This window comes from Trinickia sp. NRRL B-1857, from assembly GCF_050470685.1.
Lineage (GTDB): Bacteria > Pseudomonadota > Gammaproteobacteria > Burkholderiales > Burkholderiaceae > Trinickia.
In genome coordinates, this window is record NZ_JBFLUK010000001.1 from 1,458,673 (window position 1) to 1,484,428 (window position 25,756).

The 25,756-nt window shown below is 64.3% G+C and carries 25 protein-coding genes; 14 read left to right on the forward strand and 11 right to left on the reverse strand.

Annotated elements, in window-relative coordinates:
* Positions 1 to 84 precede the first annotated feature (84 nt).
* The 6 genes from AB1286_RS06410 to AB1286_RS06435 all read right to left on the reverse strand — a co-directional run bounded on the left by AB1286_RS06410 (position 85) and on the right by AB1286_RS06435 (position 6,481).
* The gene (locus AB1286_RS06410) at positions 85 to 2,601 is read right to left on the reverse strand and encodes an ABC transporter permease (RefSeq protein ID WP_430365002.1); all 2,517 of its coding nucleotides are present in this window, start codon (positions 2,599 to 2,601) and stop codon (positions 85 to 87) included.
* Between the two features lie 71 nt (positions 2,602 to 2,672).
* Positions 2,673 to 3,290, reverse strand: a complete 618-nt coding sequence (locus AB1286_RS06415) for a DUF4126 domain-containing protein (RefSeq protein WP_430362470.1) — start codon at positions 3,288 to 3,290, stop codon at positions 2,673 to 2,675.
* Positions 3,291 to 3,405: 115 nt separating this feature from the next.
* Positions 3,406 to 4,104 carry a two-component system response regulator KdpE gene (gene kdpE, locus AB1286_RS06420; RefSeq protein WP_430362471.1) on the reverse strand — a complete coding sequence of 233 codons (699 nt, stop codon included), beginning with the start codon at positions 4,102 to 4,104 and terminating at the stop codon, positions 3,406 to 3,408.
* A 42-nt stretch (positions 4,105 to 4,146) separates the two neighbouring features.
* Positions 4,147 to 5,121, reverse strand: coding sequence for a quinone oxidoreductase family protein (locus AB1286_RS06425; protein WP_430362472.1), 975 nt, complete (start codon positions 5,119 to 5,121; stop codon positions 4,147 to 4,149).
* Between the two features lie 111 nt (positions 5,122 to 5,232).
* Positions 5,233 to 5,619: a methylglyoxal synthase gene (locus AB1286_RS06430; RefSeq protein WP_430362473.1), complete on the reverse strand. Its 387-nt coding sequence runs from the start codon at positions 5,617 to 5,619 to the stop codon at positions 5,233 to 5,235.
* 82 nt (positions 5,620 to 5,701) lie between these two features.
* Positions 5,702 to 6,481: an SDR family oxidoreductase gene (locus AB1286_RS06435; RefSeq protein ID WP_430362474.1), complete on the reverse strand. Its 780-nt coding sequence runs from the start codon at positions 6,479 to 6,481 to the stop codon at positions 5,702 to 5,704.
* A gap of 195 nt (positions 6,482 to 6,676) precedes the next feature.
* Here AB1286_RS06435 and upp point away from each other — a divergent pair, with 195 nt between their 5' ends.
* The 10 genes from upp to rng all read left to right on the forward strand — a co-directional run bounded on the left by upp (position 6,677) and on the right by rng (position 17,008).
* Positions 6,677 to 7,327 (forward strand): uracil phosphoribosyltransferase, encoded by a 651-nt coding sequence (upp, locus tag AB1286_RS06440; RefSeq protein ID WP_430362475.1) that lies wholly within the window; start codon positions 6,677 to 6,679, stop codon positions 7,325 to 7,327.
* Between the two features lie 201 nt (positions 7,328 to 7,528).
* The gene (locus tag AB1286_RS06445) at positions 7,529 to 9,622 is read left to right on the forward strand and encodes a putative bifunctional diguanylate cyclase/phosphodiesterase (RefSeq protein WP_430362476.1); all 2,094 of its coding nucleotides are present in this window, start codon (positions 7,529 to 7,531) and stop codon (positions 9,620 to 9,622) included.
* A 265-nt stretch (positions 9,623 to 9,887) separates the two neighbouring features.
* Complete coding sequence (locus AB1286_RS06450; RefSeq protein ID WP_430362477.1) at positions 9,888 to 10,616, forward strand: YebC/PmpR family DNA-binding transcriptional regulator; 729 nt, start codon at positions 9,888 to 9,890, stop codon at positions 10,614 to 10,616.
* A gap of 125 nt (positions 10,617 to 10,741) precedes the next feature.
* Positions 10,742 to 12,016 carry a phosphoribosylamine--glycine ligase gene (gene purD / locus AB1286_RS06455; RefSeq protein WP_430362478.1) on the forward strand — a complete coding sequence of 425 codons (1,275 nt, stop codon included), beginning with the start codon at positions 10,742 to 10,744 and terminating at the stop codon, positions 12,014 to 12,016.
* 82 nt (positions 12,017 to 12,098) lie between these two features.
* Positions 12,099 to 13,025 carry an oxygen-dependent coproporphyrinogen oxidase gene (gene hemF / locus AB1286_RS06460; protein ID WP_430362479.1) on the forward strand — a complete coding sequence of 309 codons (927 nt, stop codon included), beginning with the start codon at positions 12,099 to 12,101 and terminating at the stop codon, positions 13,023 to 13,025.
* Between the two features lie 79 nt (positions 13,026 to 13,104).
* A complete protein-coding gene (locus AB1286_RS06465; RefSeq protein ID WP_430362480.1) occupies positions 13,105 to 13,791 on the forward strand; it encodes a nicotinate-nucleotide adenylyltransferase in 687 nt (228 codons plus the stop codon).
* 2 nt (positions 13,792 to 13,793) lie between these two features.
* A complete protein-coding gene (gene rsfS, locus AB1286_RS06470) occupies positions 13,794 to 14,321 on the forward strand; it encodes a ribosome silencing factor (protein ID WP_430362481.1) in 528 nt (175 codons plus the stop codon).
* 54 nt (positions 14,322 to 14,375) lie between these two features.
* A complete protein-coding gene (gene rlmH / locus AB1286_RS06475) occupies positions 14,376 to 14,846 on the forward strand; it encodes a 23S rRNA (pseudouridine(1915)-N(3))-methyltransferase RlmH (protein WP_430362482.1) in 471 nt (156 codons plus the stop codon).
* 52 nt (positions 14,847 to 14,898) lie between these two features.
* On the forward strand, positions 14,899 to 15,534 hold the full coding sequence (locus tag AB1286_RS06480) for a Maf family protein (RefSeq protein ID WP_430362483.1): 636 nt from the start codon (positions 14,899 to 14,901) through the stop codon (positions 15,532 to 15,534).
* Positions 15,535 to 15,544: 10 nt separating this feature from the next.
* Positions 15,545 to 17,008: a ribonuclease G gene (gene rng / locus AB1286_RS06485; protein ID WP_430362484.1), complete on the forward strand. Its 1,464-nt coding sequence runs from the start codon at positions 15,545 to 15,547 to the stop codon at positions 17,006 to 17,008.
* A 90-nt stretch (positions 17,009 to 17,098) separates the two neighbouring features.
* Here the strand turns inward: rng and AB1286_RS06490 are convergent, their stop codons facing one another.
* Complete coding sequence (locus AB1286_RS06490) at positions 17,099 to 17,362, reverse strand: hypothetical protein (protein WP_430362485.1); 264 nt, start codon at positions 17,360 to 17,362, stop codon at positions 17,099 to 17,101.
* A 246-nt stretch (positions 17,363 to 17,608) separates the two neighbouring features.
* Between AB1286_RS06490 and AB1286_RS06495 the strand changes: the two genes are divergently transcribed.
* Positions 17,609 to 17,767 (forward strand): hypothetical protein, encoded by a 159-nt coding sequence (locus tag AB1286_RS06495; RefSeq protein ID WP_430362486.1) that lies wholly within the window; start codon positions 17,609 to 17,611, stop codon positions 17,765 to 17,767.
* A gap of 32 nt (positions 17,768 to 17,799) precedes the next feature.
* Positions 17,800 to 18,117, forward strand: a complete 318-nt coding sequence (locus tag AB1286_RS06500) for a hypothetical protein (RefSeq protein ID WP_430362487.1) — start codon at positions 17,800 to 17,802, stop codon at positions 18,115 to 18,117.
* 28 nt (positions 18,118 to 18,145) lie between these two features.
* Here AB1286_RS06500 and AB1286_RS06505 read toward each other — a convergent pair whose 3' ends face one another.
* Positions 18,146 to 19,534 (reverse strand): pyridoxal phosphate-dependent decarboxylase family protein, encoded by a 1,389-nt coding sequence (locus AB1286_RS06505; RefSeq protein WP_430362488.1) that lies wholly within the window; start codon positions 19,532 to 19,534, stop codon positions 18,146 to 18,148.
* A gap of 58 nt (positions 19,535 to 19,592) precedes the next feature.
* The gene (gene msbA / locus AB1286_RS06510; protein ID WP_430362489.1) at positions 19,593 to 21,377 is read right to left on the reverse strand and encodes a lipid A export permease/ATP-binding protein MsbA; all 1,785 of its coding nucleotides are present in this window, start codon (positions 21,375 to 21,377) and stop codon (positions 19,593 to 19,595) included.
* Between the two features lie 193 nt (positions 21,378 to 21,570).
* Here msbA and AB1286_RS06515 point away from each other — a divergent pair, with 193 nt between their 5' ends.
* Both AB1286_RS06515 and AB1286_RS06520 read left to right on the forward strand, forming a co-directional pair.
* Positions 21,571 to 22,383, forward strand: a complete 813-nt coding sequence (locus AB1286_RS06515) for a glycosyltransferase family 2 protein (RefSeq protein WP_430362490.1) — start codon at positions 21,571 to 21,573, stop codon at positions 22,381 to 22,383.
* Positions 22,370 to 23,203, forward strand: coding sequence for a glycosyltransferase family 2 protein (locus AB1286_RS06520; RefSeq protein ID WP_430362491.1), 834 nt, complete (start codon positions 22,370 to 22,372; stop codon positions 23,201 to 23,203). Before AB1286_RS06515 ends, AB1286_RS06520 begins: the two co-directional genes overlap by 14 nt.
* A 30-nt stretch (positions 23,204 to 23,233) precedes the next feature.
* On the opposite strand, the gene AB1286_RS06525 is transcribed toward AB1286_RS06520, so the two are convergent.
* Positions 23,234 to 24,163: a glycosyltransferase family 2 protein gene (locus tag AB1286_RS06525; protein WP_430362492.1), complete on the reverse strand. Its 930-nt coding sequence runs from the start codon at positions 24,161 to 24,163 to the stop codon at positions 23,234 to 23,236.
* A gap of 5 nt (positions 24,164 to 24,168) precedes the next feature.
* Positions 24,169 to 25,485, reverse strand: coding sequence for an O-antigen ligase family protein (locus AB1286_RS06530; protein WP_430362493.1), 1,317 nt, complete (start codon positions 25,483 to 25,485; stop codon positions 24,169 to 24,171).
* Between the last annotated feature and the right edge of the window lie 271 nt (positions 25,486 to 25,756).

Genomic DNA, 25,756 nt, shown 5'->3' on the forward strand with positions numbered 1-25,756 from the left:
GTCAATCGAAATCGGTGTAGCAAGAGTTAAACAATACGCCGCCTTGGGCAAACGATGCCTCGGCGGCAGACCATGGCGGCAGCATCAAGCGTCGCGCAGCGACTGCGCGGCCGGCCGCTGCAAGACGCGCCGCAAGCTGATCCACCCGCCGACGCCTGCGCAAGCCACACCCGCTGCAATGCCGGCCGGGAAGAGCCACGGGTCGACGTCGAGGTGGAAGTCGAAGACGCGCGTGGCCAGGACGATACCGAGCGCTTGCGCGCCGACGGCCCCCATCACGCCCGCGAGCGCGCCCACGACGGCGAATTCGGCCGCATGCACCGAGCGCACTTGCCCGTGCGAGGCACCGAGCGCCCGCAATAAGGCCGATTCTCGCACGCGCTCGTCGCGCGTGCCGGCCAGCGCCGAATACAGCACGAGCAAACCGGCCGCGAGCGTGAAGGCGAACAGGAATTGCACCGCGCCGATCACTTGGTCGAGCACGCGCTGCACTTGGGCGAGGATCGGCGCCATATCGATCGCCGTCACGTTCGGGTGTGCGGCAATCAAGCCGTCGAGAACCGGACGTCGCGCGGGCGGAAGATAGAAGCTCGTGATGAACATGGCGGGCAACTTATCCAACACGGCCGGCGGCATCAGCACGAAGAAGTTGACCTTGAAGGTGCCCCAATCGAGCTTGCGCACGCTCGTGATAGGCGCTTCGATCGGAATACCCGTGACGTCGAACCGCATGGTGTCTCCCACCTTGACGCCGATCAGTTTCGCAAGCCCCGCTTCGATGGAGATCTCGGGTCGCGTCGTATCGCCATACCACTTGCCGGAAGCCACGCGATTGTCGTCGGGCAATGTGTTGCGGTACGACAAATTGAACTCGCGGTCGACGAGACGCCGGGCGTCGTCCGTCTTGAACGACTCCGGTACGACGCGCCGACCGTCGATCGAAACGAGGCGGCCCCGCACCATCGGCTCGAGCGCGACGTTCGCGATGCCGTGCGTCGCCAAATAGTCGATGACGGCCTGCCGCTCGTCGGGCTGAATATCGATCAAAAACTCGTTCGGCGCATCGGGCGGCGTCGAATTGCGCCAGCCCTGAACGAGATCGTTACGCGTCATCGCAATCAGCAGCAGACACATGAGCCCGATTGCGAGCGCCGTGATTTGCAGCGCGCTGGCCCAGCCGCGTCGCTCGAGCGACGCCAATGCGTAGCGCCAACCGACGGCCGCCGCGAGCCGCGAGCCGCCCGCGCTGCGCGCGAGACGCGCACAAAGCCAAAGCGCCGCGCGAGCCAGCAAGGCGAACGTGACGAGGCCGAGTGCGAAGCCGCCCGCGACGATACCGCCGAGCTTGAGTTCGCCGGCCGCGAGCACGAGCAAGCCGCCGAAGAGCGCGATGCCCACGGCATAGGCCCACCATGCGGCGCTCGCTTGGCCGTTCCACTCGCGGCGCAACACGCGCAGCGGCGGCACGCGCGTGAGCGGCAAGAGCGGCGGCAAGGCGAAGCCGAATAGCAGCACGAGCCCGGCGCCGATGCCCTCAAGTGCCGGCAGCACGCTCGGCTGCGGCAACGCAACGCCGATCAAGCTGCCCAGCCACGCGAGCAGCGCGAAATGCCCTAGATAACCGAGTACGGCGCCGAGGACGCCGCCGGTCAGCCCCACGAATCCGAATTCGAGCGCGACGAGCATCCGCAACTCGCGCTCGCCCAAACCGAGACATCGCATCACCGCGCAGCCGTCGAGATGGCGCCGCGTATAACGATGCGCGGCCATGGCGATGGCGACGGCCGCGAGCAGCGCCGTCAACAATGCGACGAGTCGCAAAAAGTGTCCGGCACGATCGAGCGTTTCGCGCACTTGCGGCTGGCCGTCCTGCAACGATTCCAACGCGACGCCGCGCAGCTTGCCGCCGTCGACGCGCGCGTGCGCGAAGCCGGCAAAGCGCGCGACGGCCGCATCGCTCCCGGCGACCAGCAGCCGGTAGGTCACGCGACTGCCGTAACCGATGAGTCCGGTCGAGGCCAACTCGTCGGCGCGCACCATGACGCGCGGCGAAAAGTTCACGAATGCAAAGCCGCGATCGAGTTCGCGCGTGATCACGGCACCGATCGTGAAACGGCGATCCCCGAGCTGCACCGTGTCGCCCACTTTCACGTGCAAGGTCTCGAGCAACTGCGGATCGACCCACACGGTCCCCTTTGCGGGAATGCCTGGCGCCGTACGATCGGGGGCGTCGGGCGCGGCGGCGATGCGCAACGCACCGCGCAACGGATAGGTTGCCGACACGGCCTTGACGGCCGCGAGCCGAGCGTTTGCAAGCGCCCAGTCGCTGCCCGCCGGGCTCGCCCGCGTCACCATGCTCGGGAAAATGGCCGTCGTGGCCGTATTCAATCCAAGCGCATGCGCTTCGTCGAAGAAAGCCGTGTCCACGGGATGATCGGAGCGTACGACGAAGTCGGCCGCGATCATGCGCCGGGCATCGCGTTCGAGCCCTTGCTGCAAGCGGTCGGCGAGAAAACCGACGCTCGCAAGCGCGGCAACGGCCAATACGAGCGCGATGACGAGCATCGTCAACTCGCCCGCGCGCCAATCGCGCATCGTCATGCGCGCAGCTTGCGCGATGAGTTGGGGCCAGCCGAGCGGCGGGCTAGGATGGACGGCGCGCGGGGCTTGGCTCAATCGCGCTTGCCCCCGAACGAACCGAGACGCGACACCATATGCGTCGCCATCCCCCGGAAGCCCCCTTGCACGCCGCGCCATAGCCGCGGGAGCGCCCAAACCGCAAAAGCGACGAAACCCGCCATCAGCAACAAAAACAAAAACGGCACGAAGAGCGCGAGCGCGAGACCGACGCAGACGAGCACGTCCTCGGTCGAGGAGGCCACCCAGTTGGAAAACGGCTCGGGCGATAGATTGATGAGCGCGCGCGTGCTGGCTTTCGTGAGGTGCGCGGAGCCGGCGAGCGCGCCGCCCGCGAGTGCTGCGACCGTGAGTAGGGCCGGATCGGCGTGGCCGAGCGAGCCCGCAGCCAAGAGCGCCCCCGCCGGAATGCGGATGAACGTATGAATGGCGTCCCAGAGAGAATCGAAGGCGGGGATGCGGTCGGCCAGGAATTCGATGACGGCCAGCACGGCCGCCGCGCCGATAACCCATCCCGAGGCAAGCACGGAAAGGGAGTCGGGCAAATGGACGACGCCGAGACGGTCGAACAAGCCAACCAGAAAAACGGTCAGATACAGACGCAAGCCGCTGGCCCACGACAGACCTGCGCCGAGCGAAAGTGCGTCGATCATTGCCCCCTCCCCGCTCTCATGGTGACCTCAAGCGCCTGCTCGGTATCCGCTCGCCGAACCTACGTCACGCCTTCGGTGCGCTGTGAAGTCCCATTATAGACAGGCCCGCCGCCGCTCAGAGCAGACCGACGAGCCGATAACCGATTCCGGTCTCCGTCATGATGTGCTCGGGCTGGGCTGCGTCGCGCTCGAGCTTGCGCCGCAGGTGCGCCATGTAGATCCGCAGATAGTGCTGGCTTTCGACGTGCGACGGACCCCACACTTCGCTGAGCAACTGCCGATGCGTCAGCACGCGCCCGGCATGCCGAATCAGCACGGATAACAGCCGATATTCGATCGGCGTGAGGTGGACAGCCTCGCCGGCGCGCGTGACGCTACGCGCGGCGAGATCGACGGTGACGTCGCCGAAGCGCACGACGGGGGCATCGCCCGGCGCGCCGCGCTGACGGCGCCGCAAATGCGCTCGGATGCGCGCCAAAAGTTCCGGCACGCCGAACGGTTTGGTGAGGTAATCGTCGGCACCCGCATCGAGCGCGGCGACCTTTTCCGCTTCTTGCGTACGCGCGGACAAGACGATGACGGGTATATCCGCCCAAGCGCGCAGCTCGCGAATCACGTCGATCCCGTTGGCGTCGGGCAGTCCGAGATCGACGATGACGAGATCGGGTTTGCGCGTCGCCGCTTCGGTCAGGCCCGACTTGCCGGTTTCCGCATCGTGAACGTGCATGCCCTCGGCCTCGAGCGACGCGCGGACGAAGCGGCGAATTTGCCGCTCGTCCTCGATCAGCACGACGTTGATGGCCGCGTCCGTCATCGGCTTCGCCTCGATGCGCCCGGTATGGCGTGCATCGGCCGATCAGGGAATCAGGACGGTCGAGCCGGTCGTCTTGCGCCCTTCGAGCGCGCGATGGGCCTCGGCCACGTCCGCAAGCGCAAAGCGCTGACGCACGTTGGTCCTGACCTTGCCCGACGAGATCACGTCGAATAGCTCCGTGGCCATCGCATCGAGCCATTCGCGTTTGGCGATGTAGCTGAACAGCGTCGGCCGCGTGAAGAACAGCGAGCCGCGATTGGAGAACTCGGCCGCTTCGATCGGCGGCAGCGGGCCCGACGCGCTGCCGAAGCTCACGAAATAACCGAGCGGCGCCAGGCAATCGAGCGAGCCCTTGTAGGTGTCCTTGCCGATCGAATCGTAGACCACCGGCACGCCGGCCCCGTTCGTGATTTCCTTCACGCGCTCGGCGAAGTTCTCGCGCGTATAGACGATCGGGTAGTCGCAGCCGTGCGCCTTCGCAAGCTCAGCCTTCTCGTCCGAGCCGACCGTGCCGATGACCGTCGCCCCGAGCGCCTTCGCCCACTGGCAGACGAACAATCCGACACCGCCCGCCGCCGCATGAATCAGGATCGTCTGGCCCGGTTCGACACGGAACGTGCGCCGCAATAGATATTGCGCGGTCAACCCTTGCAACATCGCCGAAGCCGCATCGTCGAAACCGATCGCATCGGGCAATTTGACGAGCGCGTCGGCCGGCAGAACGCGTTCTTCCGCGTAGGCGCCGGCCGGGCGCGCCACGTACGCGACGCGATCGCCGACCTTGAACCGCGTCACCTGCGCACCGACCTCGGTGACGACGCCGGCCGCCTCCATTCCCAGCCCGCCGGGCAAAGGCATCGGGTAGTGACCCGTGCGGAAGTAGACGTCGATGTAATTGAGCCCCACCGCGTGCTGCTTGATGCGTACCTCGCCCTCACGGGGCGCGCCGACCTCGACGTCGACCCATTGCATCACTTCCGGGCCGCCCGTGCGTTCGATTCGAATCGCTTTCACCATACCGTTCTCCTTGCCGAGCGCGAAGCTCGCGTTGTTCGATAAAGGCGGCAAAGCCGACGGCCGTCGCCCCGAGGATTACGCTATTTCGACGAAACGTGCGCGCTAGCCCGATCAACCGGCTGCAATACGCTCCGCGAGCGTGTTGAGCAGCATGCGCGCTGTGGCGACGTTCGTCGCGCAAGGCACGTCGTGCACGTCGCAGGCGCGCACGAGCGCGTTAATGTCGGGTTCGTGCGGCTGGGGCGTCATCGGATCGCGCAGGAAAATGACGAGATCGACTTTCCCTTCGGCAAGCAACGCCCCGATCTGCAAATCGCCGCCGTACGGCCCCGAGAGCATGCGCTCGACGGTAAGCGTATGCGTATCGGCGATGCGCCCGCCTGTCGTACCCGTCGCGATGAGCTTGCATTGGCGCAGCGTCTGCGCGTATTCGCCTGCGAGGGCGACGATATCGTCTTTCTTATGATCGTGCGCGATCAACGCAACGCAGGCAGTCATGGCACCGCTCCTTCTTGGTCAAACCAGCAAAAGATCGATCGTAGCGATCGGTGGGGGCGCTTTTCGCGCGAAACATCAAGCCTTAGAACGTACCGGGGTAGGCGCCGCCGTCGAGCAGCCAGTTTTGCCCCGTGATATAGCCCGCGTGCACGCTGCACAAAAACGCGCACGCTTTGCCGAACTCCTCGCGCTGCCCGAGCCGCTGAGCCGGAATCGAGGCGGCGCGCTCGCGCCGCGCCTCGTCCACGCTAACGCCCTTCGCTTGCGCCTGCGCGTTCAAGGTAGTGGCGATGCGATCGGTATCGAACAAGCCCGGCAGCAGATTATTGATCGTCACGTTATGCCGGGCCACCTTGCGCGCGACGCCGGCGACGAAGCCCGTCAGTCCCGAGCGCGCACCGTTGGACAGGCCGAGCACGTCGATCGGCGCCTTCACGGCGGAACTCGTGATGTTGACGACGCGGCCGAAACCGCGCTCGATCATGCCGTCGATCGTCGCTTGCAAGAGTGCGATCGGCGTCAGCATGTTCGCCTCGAGCGCACGGATCCAGTCGTCGTGCGTGAACTGGCGGAAGTCGCCCGGCGGAGGACCGCCGGCGTTGTTGACGAGGATATCGGGCGATGGGCAAGCCGCGAGCGCGGCTGCGCGCCCCTGCGGCGTCGTGATATCGCATGCGACGGTGCGGACCGAGACCCCCGTCTTCGCACGGATGTCGGCCGCGGTGGCCTCGAGTGTCTCGCTCGTACGCGCGACGATCACGAGATCGACGCCTTCGGCGGCCAAGGCCTCGGCACAGCCCCGGCCGAGCCCTTTGCTGGCGGCGCAAACAAGGGCAGTGCGTCCTGCGATTCCAAGGTCCATACTAGTTCCGGATGAGGATAGGCGATGGGGGCGATTGTAGAAGAATCGCCGCAAGCCTGCCCAAGCCCGGCGCGCCGCGCGATAGCGGCCGACCGATCCCGAAAAGCGCGGCCCGCCGAAAGGAAAATTCGGCGTACGGGCTTCCTTTAGGTAAACTTGTCTGAATATTTTGCCGCGCCGCCTCGCGCCCCCGTCATGAAACAAGATAGCCGCTTCCCGAATCTCTTCATCCTCAACCACCCGCTGATCCAGCACAAGCTCACGCATATGCGCGACAAGGACACGTCCACGCGGACGTTCCGCGAGCTGTTGCGCGAGATCACGCTGCTCATGGGCTACGAGATCACGCGCAATTTGCCGATTACGACGCGCCGCGTCGAGACGCCGCTCGTTCAGATCGACGCCCCCGTGATCGCGGGCAAAAAGCTCGCGATCGTGCCGGTGCTGCGCGCGGGCGTGGGAATGTCCGACGGTTTGCTCGAATTGATTCCGTCGGCGCGCGTGGGGCACATCGGCGTATATCGCGACGAGGAACATCGTCCCGTCGAATATCTGGTGCGGCTGCCGGACCTCGAAGATCGGACGTTCATTCTGTGCGACCCGATGGTGGCGACCGGCTATTCGGCCGTGCACGCGGTCGATGTGCTCAAGCGCCGCGGCGTGGCGGGCGATCAAATCTCGTTCGTCGCGCTCGTGGCCGCGCCCGAGGGCGTGCAAGTGTTCCAAGACGCTCACCCCGACGTGAAGCTGTACGTGGCCTCGCTCGATTCGCACTTGAACGAGCACGCCTATATCGTGCCGGGGCTCGGCGACGCCGGCGATCGCCTGTACGGCACGAAAAACTGAGCATAACGGGGAAGCATTCGTTCGATCCAATTAGAAGGCGCCCGCTAAACGTAGCGGCGCCCCCGCCCGGCGCCGTCGGCGCCGCGCCAGACACGCCGGCCGATCAAAATCGCGAGCCCCCCTCGGGTTTGTCTCGCATCAGAAAACCGCCCGGCGTGCCGTTAAACGACGTGGAACCACTCCCGTCATCGCCAGCTTGCCATGCACGGCACTTACAATTTTTGGCTCGTCGCGCTCTCGCTCGTCGTCGCGACACTTGCCTCCTATACCGCGCTCGATCTTTCGGGGCGCATCTTTCAACTGCCGACCCGCAGGCAACGTCAAGCCTGGCTCACGGGAGGCGCGATGGCTATGGGCGTCGGCATCTGGTCGATGCATTTCATCGGCGTGCTCGCTTTTTCGCTGCCGATTCCGCTCGGCTACGATTTTTCGATCACGGCCTGCTCGCTGCTCATCGCGATCGCCGTCTCGTATTTCGCGCTGCGCGTGATTACGCACTCCACCCTCGGGACGACGCGGCTCGCGTGCGCGTCGGTGCTCATGGGTCTGGGTATCGTCGGCATGCACTACACGGGCGACGCCGCGATGCGGATGCAGCCCGCCATCGTCTACGACCCGACGCTCGTGGCCGCCTCGATCGTCATCGCGATCGTCGCCTCGGGCGCCGCGCTCTATATGGCGCACACGCTCCGCGCGGAAGATCAACGCCATGTTCTGTCGAAACGGCTGGCCGCATCGCTCGTCATGGGGCTCGCCATCACGGGGATGCACTACACGGCGAACGCGGCGGCGAATTTTCTTCCGGGCGCGATCTGCGGCGCGGCCGATGGCGTCGATTTGCGTTGGCTCGGCACGACCATTTCGATCTTCACGTTCGCGATCCTGATCGTCACGCTGATGCTCTCGCGCTTCGACGCGCGTACGGCCTCGCTCGTCCAATCGGTGTCCCAGTTGAATAGCCGGATCGTCTATATGGCCGCGTTCGACTCGCTCACCGATTTGCCGAACCGGCGCACGCTGACCGAGCACATCGAGCGCGCGATCGAACTCGGCAAGCACGGCAAGAACCTGTTCGCGATCCTATTCATGGACCTCGACGGCTTCAAAACGATCAACGATTCCCTCGGTCATACGGTCGGCGACCAAGTGCTGAGCGCGTTCGCGCGGCGCCTCGTCGATTGCGTGGGGACCGGCGACACGGTGGCCCGGCTAGGCGGCGACGAGTTCGTCATCCTGATGCGCCACATCGGCTTGCCCGACGATGCGCAGCGCGTCGCGCAAGCCGTGCTCGAGCGGATGCGCGAAACGATCTGGGTCGACGACCGGCCGTTGCAAGTCGCGCCAAGCATCGGCATCGCCCTCTTCCCGCGCGACGGCGATACCGTCGAGGCGCTGCTCAAGAACGCCGACGCGGCGATGTACGCTGCCAAACGCGCCGGCCGGGGCACGTGCCGCTTTTTCGAATCGAATATGAACGAAGCGGCCAACCGCACGCTGCTGATCCAGCAAGCGCTGCACGAGGCGCTCGACAAAGGCTATTTCTCCCTGCGCTTCCAGCCTAAGTTCTATGGCCGCGACGGTACGCTGGCCGGTGCGGAGGCGCTGCTCCGGCTCAATCATCCGACGCTTGGGCAGCTCTCGCCGGCCGAATTCATCTCGATCGCCGAGCGCAACGGGCAAATCGTCCCCATCGGCTATTGGGTCGTTAGCGAGGCCTGCCGGCAGATTCGCCGCTGGGAAGCGGCCGGGCTGAAAACGACCAAGGTAGCGATCAATCTCTCGCCCCGACAACTCGCGCAGCCCGACTTGCTGGCGACGATCCAGCAGATCGTTCAAGCCGAGCGCATGGGCGCCGAGCGCGTCATGTTCGAAATCACGGAAACCGCGGCCATGCACGACGTACGCCGTACGGCCGAGATGGTGCACGCGTTCCAGAAAAGCGGATTCGAGGTGGCCATCGACGATTTCGGCACCGGCTACTCGAGCCTCGCCTATTTGCAACGCTTTCGCGTGCGGCAGCTCAAGATCGACCGGTTTTTCGTCGACGGATTGGACGCCCACGACGACGAGGGCGCGGCGATCGTCTCGGCGATCATCGAGCTGGCCCATTCTCTGGGCATGAACGTCGTCGCGGAAGGCGTGGAAACGGTGTCGCAACGCGAAAAACTCGAAGCGCTACGCTGCGACGAGTTGCAAGGCTACCTGCTCGGCGAGCCGCTCGAACCCGATGCATTCGGCGCGCTGCTCGGCAGCGCGGGCGAAGGCGCGCCGCGCGCCCACCCGGTTCCCGCTTGATTGCCGGCGCGCCGCCTGCGCGCGCCGAACGCCCCCGGGGCCGCGCAAGGCCTCGTACGCGTGCCTGGGCATGATAAAATCACGGTCTGCTCTTTGTTGGGACGGCCCGTTCTATTCGCATCGCGGCCCGCATCCGCTACAAACGCGCGGGCACGCCGCCCGATACCCGAACTGAACCACAGCAGGACTCGCACGGTTCAAACGATTCGCAATCGACAAAACGCATCATGCGTGTGCCAAATGGGCGCGCGCCACGGAGAAAGGTATGGCTGGTCACTCGAAATGGGCCAACATCAAACATAAGAAGGCCGCGGCCGACGCCAAGCGCGGCAAGGTCTGGACGCGCCTGATCAAGGAAATTCAAGTGGCGGCCCGCATGGGCGGGGGCGAGATCGATTCGAATCCGCGCCTGCGGCTGGCCGTCGAAAAGGCCTACGACGCCAACATGCCCAAGGACAACATCAACCGTGCGATCCAGCGCGGCGTGGGCGGTGTCGACGGTGCCAACTATGAGGAAATCCGCTACGAAGGCTACGGCATCGGCGGCGCGGCCGTCATCGTCGACACGATGACCGACAACCGCACGCGTACCGTCGCCGAAGTGCGGCACGCATTCTCGAAGTTCGGCGGCAACATGGGCACGGACGGCTCGGTGTCGTTCCTGTTCGATCACGTCGGCCAATTCCTGTTCGCGCCGGGCACGCCCGAGGACACGCTGATGGAAGCCGCGCTCGAAGCCGGCGCCAACGACGTCGTCACGAACGAGGACGGCAGCGTCGAGGTGCTCTGCGGCCCGAACGACTTCTCCAAGGTCAAGCAAGCGCTGGAGGCAGCCGGCTTCAAGGCCGAACTCGCCGAAGTGACGATGAAGCCGCAGACGGAAGTCGAATTCGCGGGCGAAGATGCCGTGAAGATGCAAAAGCTCCTCGACGCGCTCGAAAATCTCGACGACGTGCAAGAGGTTTACACGAACGCGTCGATCGCGGACGAGTAAGGGATGCATCGCGCGCCGCGTCCGCCGCGAAGCCGGCAGCGGGCGCCTGGCGTGCAGGGCAACGACATCGCGGCCGGGCTCAATGCGCCGGCCGCCCCTCTTTTATGTCTTCGGGGAACCATCATATGAAACTACTCGTCGTCGGTGGCGGCGGTCGCGAACACGCGCTCGCCTGGAAGCTCGCGCAATCGCCGCGCGTGCAACTCGTCTACGTCGCGCCCGGCAACGGCGGCACGGCGAGCGACGAGCGCTTGCGCAACGTAGACATCACCGATCTGAACGCGCTAGCCGATTTCGCGGAGAAAGAGCAGATCGCACTGACCGTCGTCGGCCCCGAAGCGCCGCTCGCCGGGGGCATCGTCAACGTGTTCCGCCAGCGGGGTTTGAAGGTGTTTGGCCCCACGAAGGAAGCGGCCCAGCTGGAAAGCTCGAAGGACTTCGCCAAGGCGTTCATGAAGCGCCACGGCATCCCCACGGCCGAGTACGAAACGTTCTCCGACGCCGCGCTCGCTCACGCCTACGTCGATCGCATGGGCGCGCCGATCGTGATCAAGGCCGACGGCCTGGCCGCCGGTAAAGGCGTCGTCGTTGCGCAAACACTCGACGAAGCCCACGCAGCCATCGACATGATGCTGGCCGACAACAAGCTCGGCGACGCGGGCGCGCGCGTGGTCGTCGAAGAGTTCCTGGCCGGCGAGGAAGCGAGCTTCATCGTCATGGTGGACGGCAAGCATGTGCTGGCGCTCGCCTCGAGCCAAGACCACAAGCGTCTGCTCGACGAGGATCAGGGCCCGAACACGGGCGGCATGGGCGCCTATTCGCCGGCGCCGATCGTCACGCCGCAACTGCACGCTCGCGTCATGCGCGAGATCATTTTGCCCACCGTACGCGGCATGGAAAAGGAAGGGATCCGCTATACGGGCTTCCTTTACGCGGGCCTCATGATCGATAGCGAAGGCAATCCGAAGACGCTCGAGTTCAACTGCCGCATGGGCGACCCCGAAACGCAGCCGATCATGGCCCGTTTGAAGGGCGATTTCTCGAAGGTGCTCGAGGCGGCCATCGCCGGCACGCTCGATACGGTCGAATTGACTTGGGACCGGCGCACTGCCCTCGGCGTCGTGCTCGCGGCGCACAATTACCCCGATACGCCGCGCAAGGGCGATCGAATCAACGGGATTCCGGCGGAGACCGACACCGCGGTCACGTTCCATGCCGGCACCTCGCTCGTCGACGGCAAGCTGCTAACCTCGGGTGGGCGGGTGCTTTGCGTGGTCGGCTTGTCCGATTCCGTGCGCGGCGCGCAATCGGAGGCTTATGAGACCATTAACCAGATTTCGTTCGACGGTATGCAGTATCGTCGCGACATCGGCTATCGCGCTCTGAACCGCAAGCACTGAGCGCACTCGCAAGAGTGCGTCGTTCGATCCGGGCCTGACCGTGTTCAGGCCCGGTTTTCGTCACTTTCGCGTGCGTCCTATCATGTCCGACACGACCTACGATGTCTCCCAAGTGCGCAGCTACCTGCAAGGGCTGCAAACGCGCATTGCCGATGCGCTCGGCGCGCTCGACGGTACGCCGTTCGGGACCGATGCGTGGCAACGACCGGCCGGCGAGCGCCTGCGCGGGGGCGGCATCACGCGCATTTTGGAAAACGGCGCACTGATCGAACGCGGCGGCGTGGGGTTCTCGGATGTAGCCGGCGACAAACTGCCCCCATCGGCCACCGCCTTGCGGCCGCACTTGGCCGGGCGCGGCTTCGAAGCGATGGGCGTCTCGCTCGTCATGCACCCGCGCAATCCGTATTGCCCGACCGCGCACATGAACGTGCGGATGCTCGCCGCCACCAAGGAAGGCGAAGCGCCGGTGTTCTGGTTCGGCGGCGGCATGGATCTGACGCCGTATTACGGCTTCGAGGAAGACGCGGTACATTTCCACGGCGTCTGCCGCGACGCGCTGGCGCCGTTCGGCTCGGAACTGTATCCGCGCTTCAAGCGCTGGTGCGACGACTACTTCTTCTTGAAGCATCGCAACGAGACGCGCGGCGTCGGCGGCATCTTTTTCGACGATTTCGACGAACTCGGATTCGAGCACTCGTTTGCGATGGTCCGCAGCGTGGGCGATGCGTTCGTCGATGCGTACCTTCCGCTGCTCGAAAAACGGCGTGCGACCCCCTATGGTGAACGCGAACGCGATTTCCAGGGCTATCGCCGCGGCCGCTATGTCGAATTCAACCTCGTATATGACCGTGGCACACTATTCGGGCTGCAAAGCGGCGGGCGCACCGAGTCGATTTTGATGTCGATGCCTCCCGTTGCGAACTGGCGCTACGATTGGCAACCCGAGCAAGGCTCGCCCGAGGCGCGTCTTTACAGCGACTTTCTACAGCCGCGCGACTGGCTCGAATGAACCGCGACCGCTCAACGAGGACCGACATCTGATCTCGACCGCTTCCGCCACGCCTAGCCGCGCATCCGACGCGCGGCCGATGCTGCCGCGCCGTGTCGGCCTGCTCGGCGGCACGTTCGATCCGATCCACAACGGCCATCTTGCGCTGGCGCGGCGCTTCGCCGATTTGCTGCAACTGACGGAACTCGTGCTGCTGCCGGCCGGCCAGCCGTATCAGAAAACGGGCGTTTCCGCGGCATCGCACCGCTTGGCGATGACGCGCGCGGCCGCCGCCTCGCTCGATTTGCCCAGCGTGGCCGTCACGGTGGCGACCGACGAAATCGAGCATGCCGGCCCTACCTATACGGTCGAAACGGTTTCGCGCTGGCGAGCGCGCGAAGGCGGTAACGCCTCGCTCTCGCTGCTGATCGGAGCCGATCAGCTATTGCGGCTCGATACGTGGCGCGACTGGCGCCGATTGTTCGAATTCACGCACGTATGCGCGGCGACGCGGCCAGGATTCGACTTGACGAGCCTCGCGCCCGCGCTGGCGGTCGAGCTCGGTCCGCGCCGCGCCGATGCGGCAACGCTACGCGCCACCCGCGCAGGGCACCTGCTCGTCGACGATACACTCGCGCTGGATGTCTCGGCCACCGACATCCGCGCTCACGTGAAAGCGCGGCTTGCGCAAAAAACGGCGGCGCCGTCAGGCACGGCGCCGGCCGTCGAACCGATCCCCGAGGCCGTCTGGGACTACATTCTTCAACATCATTTGTATCACCCGTAACCATGGATATTCGCAAACTCCAGCGCGCGATCGTAGACGGTCTCGAAGACGTCAAGGCGCAAGACATCCGAGTCTTCAACACGAGCCATCTGACGGAGCTGTTCGACCGCGTCGTGGTGGCGAGCGGCAACTCCAACCGGCAGACGAAGGCGCTGGCTTCCAGCGTCCGCGAAAAGGTGAAGGAAGCCGGCGGCGAAATCGTCAGCACCGAAGGCGAGGACATCGGCGAATGGGTGCTCGTCGATTGCGGCGACGCCGTCGTGCACATCTTGCAGCCGGCGCTGCGCCAGTACTACAACCTCGAGGAAATTTGGGGCGATAAGCCCGTGCGCGTCAAGCTTACGAACACGAGCCCGTTCGGCGGCGCGCGTGCGAGCGAACCGGAAGACGACGACGAGGACGAAGACAACGAGCCCGCCGCCAAGCCAGCGCGCAAAAGCGCAGCCGCGGCCCCGGCCCCGGCCCGCAAGAGCCCCGCGAGCAAGAGCCCTGCGCGCAAAAGCCCTGCGCGTAAGACGAGCGCCAAATAACGAGGACTGACGCGCCCGTCTATCAGCGGGCCGTTTTCCGCCTCGCTCGACGCGATGAAACTCCATATTTTGGCCGTCGGCCATAAGATGCCCGACTGGATCTGCGCCGGCTTCGACGAATACGCGAAGCGGATGCCGCCCGAATTGCGGATCGAGCTACGCGAGATCAAGCCCGAAGCAAGAACGGGCGGCCGCTCCGCGCAGAGCGTGATGGCGGCGGAAGCGCAGCGTATCGAAGCGGCCCTGCCCAAAGCCGCGCTCGTGGTCGCGCTCGACGAGCGGGGGCGCGACTGGACGACGATGCAATTGGCCGCCGCCCTGCCCGACTGGCAACGCGAAGGCCGCGACGTCGCCTTCGTGATCGGCGGCGCCGACGGCCTCGATCCGCAGATCAAGGCGCGCGCCGAGTTGCTGTTGCGTATCTCGAGCCTCACGCTGCCGCACGGCATGGTTCGGGTACTGCTTGCTGAACAGCTTTACCGCGCGTGGAGCATCACGCAGAATCACCCTTATCACCGCGTCTGATGCGGCGTCCGTTTTCGTGAAACCGGGCGCCTACGCCCAACGAGAACGACACATGCCGCAGCCGAATACCCGCCCGTCTTCCTATCCTTTCGTTTATCTCGCGTCGCAGAGCCCGCGCCGGCAAGAATTGCTGGCGCAACTCGGCGTTCGCTTCGAATTGCTGCTCCCCCGCCCCGACGAAGACGCCGAGGCGCTCGAAGCCGAGCTCGCCGACGAACAAGCGCACGCCTACGTCGTGCGCGTTTGCGTGGCCAAGGCCGAAGCCGCCCGCGCGCGACTCGAAGCAAGCGGCCATGCCCGCGCGCCGATCCTCGTAGCCGATACGACGGTCACGATCGACGGCGCGATCCTCGGCAAACCGAACGACGTCGAACACGCCGTGCAAATGCTGGCGCGCCTCGCGGGGCGCGAACACGAGGTCCTGACCGCCCTGGCGGTGGTAGATGCCGACGGCACCGTGCTCCCTGCCGCGCTCTCGCGCTCCACGGTGTCGTTCGCGAACGTCCCGCTGACGAGGCTCACGCGCTACGCCATGACCGGCGAGCCGCTCGGCAAGGCCGGCGCTTACGGCATTCAAGGCCGCGCCGCCGAGTTCATCGAGCGAATCGAGGGATCCTATTCGGGTATCATGGGTCTGCCCCTATTTGAGACCGCTGCGCTGCTGCGTCAGGCGCGCGTCGACTTCTGAAGCCGCCGACATGAACGAAGAAATCCTAATCAATGTCACGCCGCAGGAAACGCGAGTCGCACTGATCCAGCAAGGCGCCGTGCAAGAGTTGCACGTCGAGCGCACGCTCTCGCGCGGGCGTGTGGGTAACGTTTATCTCGGCAAGGTCGTGCGCGTGCTGCCCGGCATGCAGTCGGCGTTCATCGACATCGGGCTCGAGCGCGCCGCGTTTCTGCATGTGGCCGACATTTGGCATCCTCGCTTGGCCGGCGAACATGCGAGCCCGCAACAGCCTATCGAGAAGATCGTCTTCGAGGGCCAAACGCTGACGGTGCAAGTAATCAAAGACCCGATCGGCACGAAGGGCGCGCGCCTATCCACGCAAATCAGCATCGCGGGCCGCATGCTCGTGTATCTGCCGCAGGAGCCGCACATCGGGATTTCGCAGAAGATCGAAAGCGAAGCGGAGCGCGAGGCGATCCGGGCGCGTCTGACGGCCGTGCTTCCGGCCGAAGAGAAAGGCGGCTACATCGTCCGCACGATGGCCGAAGACGCGACGAGCGAGGAACTCGCCAGCGACGTCGCCTATTTGCGCAAGACCTGGGCAACCGTGGTCGCGCAGGCGCAGCGTTTGCCGCCGACGAGCCTGCTTTACCAAGATTTGAACTTGGCGCAGCGCGTCTTACGCGATTTCGTGACGGACGAAACGTCCCGCATTCAAGTCGACTCGCGAGAAACGCACCAGATGCTGGCCGAATTCGCGGCCGAGTTCACGCCGGCCGTGAGTTCGAAGCTGCACCATTACACGGGCGAGCGGCCGCTATTCGATCTATACAACATCGAAGCCGAAATTCAGCGTGCGCTGTCGCGTCGCGTCGATTTGAAATCGGGCGGCTACTTGATGATCGATCAAACGGAAGCCATGACGACGATCGACGTCAACACGGGCGGCTACGTCGGCGCACGCAACTTCGACGACACGATCTTCAAGACGAATCTCGAAGCCGCGCATACGATCGCGCGTCAATTGCGGCTGCGCAATCTCGGCGGCATCATCATCATCGACTTCATCGATATGGAGAACGCCGAGCACCGCGACGCAGTCCTGGGCGAGTTGAAGAAAGCGCTTGCGCGCGACCGCACGCGCTCGACGGTGAACGGCTTCTCGCAACTGGGGCTCGTCGAGATGACGCGCAAACGCACCCGCGAATCGCTCGCACACGTGCTGTGCGAGCCGTGCCCGGTATGCCAGGGGAAAGGTCAGGTGAAAACCCCGCGCACGGTCTGCTACGACGTGCTGCGAGAGATTTTGCGGGAATCGCGCCAGTTCAACCCGCGCGAGTTTCGCGTCGTGGCGTCGCAGCAAGTCATCGATTTGTTCTTGGATGAAGAATCGCAGCACCTGGCCATGCTCATCGATTTCATCGGCAAACCCGTCTCGCTGCAAGTGGAGTCGAATTTAAGCCAGGAGCAGTACGACATCGTTCTGATGTAGTGCCGCCGCGCGTCTGCGCGCGCGAATCGTCGTATCGTTCAGGCGACAACACGTACGAAACGGGGCGGCGATGCCGCCCCTCTCTTATTCTCAATGGCGGTCATGCCAGCCGCCGTGTCCATGCCCATGCCAGCCATGGTCATGGTCGCCCCAACCGCCCCATCCACCGCCAACCCCGATGCCGATACCGACCGAAGGCTCGGCATACGCCGGGTAATACGCGTACCCAGGCTGGTAGTAGTCGTAGCCATACCCGTACGCCGGCGCGGCCGGCGCAACGACGCAGCCCGACAGCGAACCGGTCGCCGCTACCGCCGCGAGCGAAACCATTAGGATAACGAACGACCTTTTCATGATGCTCCTCCTGTTGCCTCGTTAGACGGCCGCCGGACGCGTGACGTTCGCCAATGACTTGTGTCACCGAGTAAAAGGTGTAATGCCCGCTGTAATACGCGCACTCGCGCTATCGTTTCTTAAATTCGGGCCGCATCGAGTCGTCCGGTGGGCGGGCTTACCGACCAAAGGCAATGCGCAGCAGCCCGCGCGTTCGCGGTGAAATCTCCTAGAATTTTCTAAGTAGCAGCTAGCAAGGAGACCACCATGGCCGAATCGATCGCGGACATCGTCGTCGGCATCATTCTGCTGATCGCCGTCATCGTCATTGTTGCAGCGCACTATCATCGCGAGCATCAGCGGGCCCGGTGGCTGCACCGCATGGACAACAACCGGATTTGGGACAAGCTCAGACATTGGCATTGACGCACGCCGTCTGCGAAGCCGGGAGAAAAGAGATGACGGAAGAAGAAGACGCCCTGTGGCAAATGACCCAATACGAGGGCTTTGAAGTGCACGTGGCCCCGCTCCTGCGCGAACTCGACGAAAGCACGTCGCCGGCGGCGCGGCAGCCTTATACCTACATCGGCTACGTGTGCCACCCGGGCGCGGATCCCAAGCTACCGGGTCACGCGGTGCCCTTTCACGCCGACGGCGACGTCGGCTTCGCGAGCGCCGCGGATGCGCTCGACGAAGGCATGCATGTGGGTCGGACGATCGTCGACGGCACCCACCCGGACTTGACCGTATTGCCGCTCGTCACAGGCGGCGTTTAAGCCGAACGGCGAGCGGCGGCGAAAAGCCCTACTCGCCCAATGCCGCGACTAGCGATGCATAGACGCGCTCTACGTCGCGCTCGTCCGTACGCCAATTCGAAAACGCTGCGCGCAACGCCCATGTCCCGCCATAGACCGTGGGCGAGATAAAGACGTCGCCGCGGTCGCGCACCGCGAGCATGTACGCTTGCACGCGCGCCTCGCTCGGTGTGTCGGCCAGCGTGAAGCAAACCACGTTCAGACGCGTCGGCGCGAGTAGCTTGAATCGCGAATCCGCGGCAATGTGCTCGTCCAAGGCGCGCGCAGTCCGTACGTTGCGCTCGACGATCTCCGCATGGCCCGCACGCCCGTACGCGGCCAATGAGAACCAGGCCGACATCGCCCGCAACCGGCGCGAGTTTTCGGGCGTCAAATGGACGAAATCGGGATTGTCTCCGGGCAGGCCCAGATAGGCGGCGGAATTTTGAAAGACACGAACCTGGAGATCGCGCCGACGGGAAAATTGGACGGCCGAGTCGTAAGGCACGTTGAGCCACTTGTGCAGATCGATGCAAACCGAATCGGCTGCATCAATACCGGCCACGAGCGAAGCGTGCTCGCTCACTAGCGCGGCAAAGGCGCCGAACGCGCCGTCCACGTGAAGCCAGAACGAATAACGCGCTTTCAATGCGGCGATTGCGGCGAGATCGTCGAAGTCGACCGTATTGACCGTGCCCGCGTTCGCCACGACGATCACGTTCTGCCCTTGAAGCCGATCGAGCGCAGCTTCCAGCGCGCCGAGATCGACGGCCTCGCGTCCTTCGAGCGTCGGGATCTTTTGCACGGACTTACGTCCGATTCCGAGCATCGAGAGCGCTTTAAAGATGCTCGAATGGGGCGTCGCCGACAGCACATGAATCGGACCGAGCGCGCCGACGCCTTCCTCGGCCACGCTGATGCCGCGCTGCTCGCCTAGCCACTCGCGACCGATCGCGAGCCCGACGAAGTTCGACATCGTCGCACCGCTCACGAACGTGCCGCGATGCACCTGCGACAATCCGAACAACTGCCGCAGCCGTTCCACGGTTTCGCGTTCGAGGTCCGGTGCGGAACTGTCGATACCCGCCGTAGGATTCTGGTCGTAGACGCTCGTGAGCCAATCGCCGCCGATCGAGGCCGGCGTCGCGCCGCCCGTGACGAAACCCAGATAGCGTGGTCCGGCGCTGCCCGAAAAGCCCGGCGCCCAGCGCGCGGCGAATTCGTCGAGCGCGCCGGCGAAACCGGCGCCGTGCTCAGGCAACGGTTGCGGCTGCACCGGGCCGGGCGCCGACGCAACCGTTCGCCGGTCGAGCCCGGCCAGCGTTTGCGTCGCATGGCGTACGGTAAGTGCGAGCAACGCTTCGAGTGCTTGCGAATCTTGCGACAGTTTTTCGTACATGAAATGCCCCGTGGATCGTCAACGACGAGCGCGCCGAGCGCGGGTCGGGCACTCGCCGTCAAGCAGCCTGCTGTTGGTATTGGATGCGATGCAGATGCGCGTAGAGGCCGTCTTGTTGCAGCAACGCCTCATGGCTACCTTGTTCGACGATACGCCCTGCTTCCATCACGAGAATGCGATCGGCTCGCTCGATCGTCGAAAGCCGGTGCGCGATGACGAGCGTCGTGCGTCCCTTCATCAGCGTTTCGAGCGCCGCTTGCACATGCCGTTCCGATTCGGAATCGAGCGCCGACGTGGCCTCGTCGAGAATCAGGATCGGCGCATCCTTATAGAGCGCGCGCGCGATCGCCAACCGCTGACGCTGACCGCCCGATAAACGCATGCCGTTGCCGCCGACGTGCGTGTCCATACCTTCGGGCATCGCCTGCACCGTATCCCACAGATTCGCTGCCGCCAGCGCCGCCTGCACGCGTTCGCGATCGGGCGTGCCGCCGTAGGCGACGTTGGCAGCCACCGTATCGTTGAACAGCACGACATCTTGGCTCACCATCGCGATCTGGCTACGCAAGTCGTGCACGTCGTATTCTTGAATCGGCACGCCGTCGACGAGAATCCGCCCGCTCGTCGGCGCAAAAAAACGCGGTAGCAAGTTCACGAGCGTGGTCTTGCCGCTGCCGGAGGGCCCCGCAAGCGCGATCATCTCCCCGGGCTTGGCTACGAACGAGACATGATCGAGCGTGAGCCGTTCGACCTCGCCATAGGCGAACGTCACGTCGTCGAACTCGATCTCGCCGCGCGCGGCCTTAAGCGAACGCGTGCCGCCGGCCGGTTCGAGCGGCTCGTCGATGAGACCGATAATGAATTCCGCCGCCGTCACGCCGCGTTGCAACGGCTGATTCACATCGATCAAATGTTTGAGCGGCGAGATCACGAGCAGCATCGACGTAACGAACGCGACGAAGCCGCCAACGGTCGTTTGATTGTGCGCCGACTGCACGACGGCGATCGTGATCACGATCGCTAGCGCGAACGAGGCGAGGATTTGCGTAAGCGGCTGCGCAAGCCCGCCCGCCACCGTCATGCGCATCGCATAACCGCGCAAGCGCTGGCTCATCGCCGCGAAGCGGTTCATCTCGTACGATTCGCCGTTATGGATCTTCACGACCTTGTAGCCGGCCACCGTTTCCTCGACGATATACGACAGCTCGTTCGTCAGAGTCTGCTGCTCTCGGCCGAGGCGGCGCAACCGCCGGTTGATCTTGCTCACGAGCCAGCCGATGCCCGGCAAAATGAGCGCAACGATCAACGTCAAACGCCAATTCAAATAGAACAAATAGCCGAGCAGAAAGAACACCGATAGCGAATCGCGCACGAGCGTCACCATCACGCTCGTGAGGACGCCGAGGATCTGATTGACCTCGAACACGATCGCGTTGATAACCGTGCTCGCCGTCTCGCGTTGAAAGAACGTCGCGCTCGTATGGATCATGCGCTGGAACATATCGAGCCGCAGTTGCAGCAAGATCCGATTCGACACGTACGACAGCAGGTATTGCGACGCGTATTGGGACACGCCGCGCACGATCGCAAGCCCGATCACCGCGGCCGGGACGTACCACTTCGCGTGATTGCTCGCGTTCTGGCCGAAGCCGCGGTCGAGGAGCGGCTTGAGCAACGCCGGAATTCCGGCGTCGGTGGCGGCGGACAGGCCCATCGCCGCGACGGCGAGCACGAGCACCCAGACGATCGGTTTCAAATAGGGCCACAAACGCCGCATCACGGCCGGCGTCGACGACGTTTGTGCGCCGCCGATCGTTTTTCTCAAAGTGGCTCGGTTTTCCAAGAGTTTCCTTGTTGCTGCGGCAAATCGCCGTCGGTCCCGGCCCCATGCCTGGACACACGAGGCAACTCGCCCGAAAAATCGAATTATTATAAGCCGGCGCCGGCGCGACGCCCGCGAACCCGGCGGCTGGCGATCGCCCGCGGGTATACTGTCGCGTTCCGTTTCGCCGCTGAATATCAGCGTATCCCTGAACGTGCCGCTCACGACCTCCGCTTCGCCCCGCCGCCCAACGCTCGGCGTCGCCATTATCGCGCTCAATGCCGAAAGGCGTCTCGCGCAGTGTTTGTCCGCGCTCTCGTTCGCCGACGATATCGTCGTCATCGACGGCGGCAGCACCGATACGACGGCCACGATCGCCCAAGCGCACGGCGCTCGTTTGATCGTCGAACCGAATTGGCCGGGCTTCGGACCGCAGAAGAATCGCGCGGTGGCGGCGCTCGATACCGATTGGATTCTATCCATCGACACCGACGAAGTGGTCACACCGGAGCTAGCGGCCTCGATCCGGCAAGCGCTGGATACGCCGCGCGCCGACGTCTACGCGCTCGATCGCATCTCGAACTTCTGCGGGCGATGGATCCGCCACGGCGGCTGGTATCCCGATTGGGTACCGCGCCTATTTAAACGCGGCGCGGCGCGGTTCTCGGACGACTTGGTGCACGAACGGCTCGTCTTCGACGCGCAGCCGGCGCAGCTCGCCGGCCAGCTTCTCCATTACTCGTACGACGACCTCGAATCGGCGTTGGATAAGCTCAACGCCTATTCCACCGCAAGTGCGAAGCAGCGTCACGCGAAAGGCAAACGCGGCAGCTTGCGCCTCGCGCTCGCTCACGGCGTGTGGGCCTTCGTCCGTAGCTACTTCGTGCGGCGCGGATTTCTCGATGGGCGAATGGGCTTCATCGTCGCCGTCGCTACCGCCGAGGGCACTTACTATCGTTACCTCAAGCTCATGCTGATGTCCGAGCTTGCGCAAGATTCGGGCGACACCGCGCATGACCCACGATAAGCTCATTACCGTCATCGTCTCCACCTACAACCGTCCCGATGCGCTCGAGTTGGTGCTGGAAGGATGCCTCGCCCAAACGGACCGCGCCTTCGAGATCATCGTCGCGGACGACGGCTCCGGTCCCGCGACGCGCGAGGTCGTCGAACGCATCAAGCGCCGCTCGCCGGTGCCGCTCACGCACGTCTGGCATGCCGATGACGGATTTCGCCTTGCCGCGATCCGCAACAAAGCCATCGTACAGGCCCGCGGCGAATACCTGATCTTTCTCGACGGCGACTGTGTGCCCCAGCGCGATTTCGTGGCCAGGCACCGAGCGCTGGCCGCGCCGCGCACCGTCGTCACGGGTAGCCGCATCTTGCTCGGGCCGCGGCTCACCGCGCTCGCGGCAGCCCGGCATCTGCCGCTCGCCGAGCAATCGCTCGCGTTCTGGTTACGTCAACGCGCGACCGGACAAGTCAATAAGATCGCACCGCTCTTCGCTCGGCTCCCGGACATGGCGCGCAGGAACGTGCAAGGCTTCGTATGGCGCGGCATCAAGGGCTGCAATCTCGCCGCGTGGCGGTCGGACGTCGTGGCCGTCAACGGCTTCGACGGCAGCTTCGTGGGCTGGGGGCATGAAGATGCCGATTTCGTCGCCCGCCTGCACAACGCCGGCGTCGTTCGTAAAAAAGGCTTTTGGGCCACCGAGGTGCTGCACCTATGGCATCCGGAAGCCTCGCGCGGAAGCGAGGGCCCCAACCACGCTAAAGTGCTCGCCCGTCTAGCCGATCGCAGCACGCGAGCGCAAGAAGGCTTGGAAGAGTTGACCGCAGCGGGGTGACGCGCTCGTTGTAACGAACGCGTCACCGCATCATTCGGCGGCGATGTGCTCGCCGAGTGCCGGGTTCATCGCGATCTGCCGCGGCAAATCCGGTTCCCAATTGCGCAGATCGCCAAGCGGATACCGGGGAGCGAGTGCGTACACGGCGCGCTTGATCCTTCCCGCAAAGGTCGGCTCGGGGATGTTGGGCAGCGATTGCGCATTCGCCTCCCCGGTCTTGCGGACATAGTCGCGGACGAACGCCTGCTGAGAGATGCCCCACTTCAAAATAAACGTACGCCCGCCCTTGTTGCGGCGAACGCGGCGCGTCGTCGCACAGGCGAAGTGATAAAGGTGACATCCGGCGACGATGCGGAACGTCCGGCAACCGGCAAGCCAGATCTTCATGAGGAAATCGTCGTCACTGCTCATGCCGGGTCCGAATTCGATGCTATAGCCGCCCACCATATGCCAAAGGCGCGTCTGCGTAAGCATCGGCTGAGCGGCGAAGCCATGCCGATCGACCGACTTCAGCCCCGCGCCGAACGCGAGCAGGCCGGGTTCGTCGAAGTTTTCCGGTGTCGTCCCGTAATTGGCGACCGTCACTTGCGTGTTGCTCGTACCGATCGGCTCGATCAATTGCGCCGACAGGTACATCGGTACGCTTTCGCCGATTTCCTGCGCGGCCGCGTAGAGCGCTTTATCCCAGCCGGGCAGGCACACCATGTCGTCGTTCATGAACAGGATCCACTCGCGCGTGGCAAGCCGCGCCGCATCGTTCATGGCCACGCATACACCGACGTTGCCGCGGCTCGCCGTATGGCGAATCCCTTGCTCGCGCACCCACTTCAGCGTGCCGTCCGTTCCTTCGTTGACGTGGACGATGATCTCGTGATCGAAAGCCGAATGACGCCGAATGCTGTCGATGCACAGCTTCAGGTACGGCAAGTTATTCCAAGACGGGATCAGGATGCTGAACATTGCGATTAGGCGCCGTTGATTGAGGAAGGGTTACCGAACCGCGTCGCGCGAGACGCCGCGGGCGAAATGACGATGCCGGCCAAGATGGCGACAATGGAAGCGTAAAACGAGACGACCATCTTCAGGTCGAACGTCTCGACGGTGAGCCCGAACACGAAAAACGAAACGACAAACGTGAGTCCCAGCACAGCTGCTCCGCGTACCGCGTGCGAGCGCGCCTTCAAGTGACGTGCAAACAGCCATCCCGGCATGAAGTGGACCGCAATGCCCGCGAGGCCGGCGATCATGCCGTAATTGGCCGTATCGGCAAGCAGTTGATTGTGTGCCTCGCCATAGCCGACCGCCGCAGCTGCGGGCGTGATTGCGCCGGAGCGCTCGAACGCCGGCATCGCGTTGGCGAAACCGTTCGGACCAGCGCCGAACAGCGGGTGGTGCCACGTCAGAGAAATCGCGGCGCTATATAGTTGGAGCCGAAGCCCCGTAGACGTGTCTTTATGGCCGTGCGAGTACTGAACGATGTCGGACCAAATGTCGAACAATCGGTGCTGCACCTCGCGTGACACCGCACAAACCGCGATCAGCGCGAAGAACATCGCCAACAGCACCGCGATCCGCCACGAACGCGACTTTTCCCGACCGTAGACATAGACGACAAGCGGGACGATCACGGGCAAAGCGAGCCATCCGCCGCGCGAGCCCGATAGCACCGAGGCAGCGAGCCCGGCGAGCAGCCCGACGACCTTCAGCAAACGTATCGAAAGACGATCCTTGCGCCACCAGTCGATCGACAGGCCGGAGAGCAAGCCCATGACCAAGGCGATGTCGCCATAATGGATCGAATCGAGAAACGGGAGCCGCAGCCGCGTACTCTCGTTAAACGGCCACACATAGGCCACCGCGAGGGCGCCGATCGCACCGATAGCGAACGAGCAGTCGCTCCATTGCAACGCGCGCAGCGGCATCCGACGCAACGCGAGGAGGATAGGGACGGCGGCTAAAAAACGCCACGGCGCATCGAGCAGGTTGAGCACGAATCGCCCATGCCAAAGCTCGCTCGCCAGCGTCGCGCACAACGGACCCGCGAGCGCAATGCACATGAATTTAACGAGCGGGTCGAATGGGTCTTCATCCACCCTCGCCGTGCCGGGCGCCGAGCGCCGCAACATCAGCGCGGACAAGGAGAGAGCCAGCGCCGTCATCATCATCGCGCTCGCCCCGCCGCGCACGGCGAGCGTCACGAATGGGTATGCAAGAACGAATACGGCTGTCAGCGCCTCGCCGACACGCCAACTACCGGTTTCAAAAGTCTTTGAAGGAATCATGCACAATGTTGGCCGGCCGCTCGCACAGACGAACTCAATCTAGATACAGGTTACGGAGCAGGAGAGACGACCAACCGCCGCCCGACGTCGCTAACTGCGGCACGCGCGACGCTCTCACGACATCAACTAGGCACCCGTTTCCGACGCTCAGTATATATGCTGCGCTCCAGCACCAAGAAAACGCGCAAAGACGCCTCATTGGCCGCCTGCTTTCGGCAATCGCGCCCCCTTGGGCCGCGCCGAGCGGACGCTCGACCTTCCGCGCCGTCCG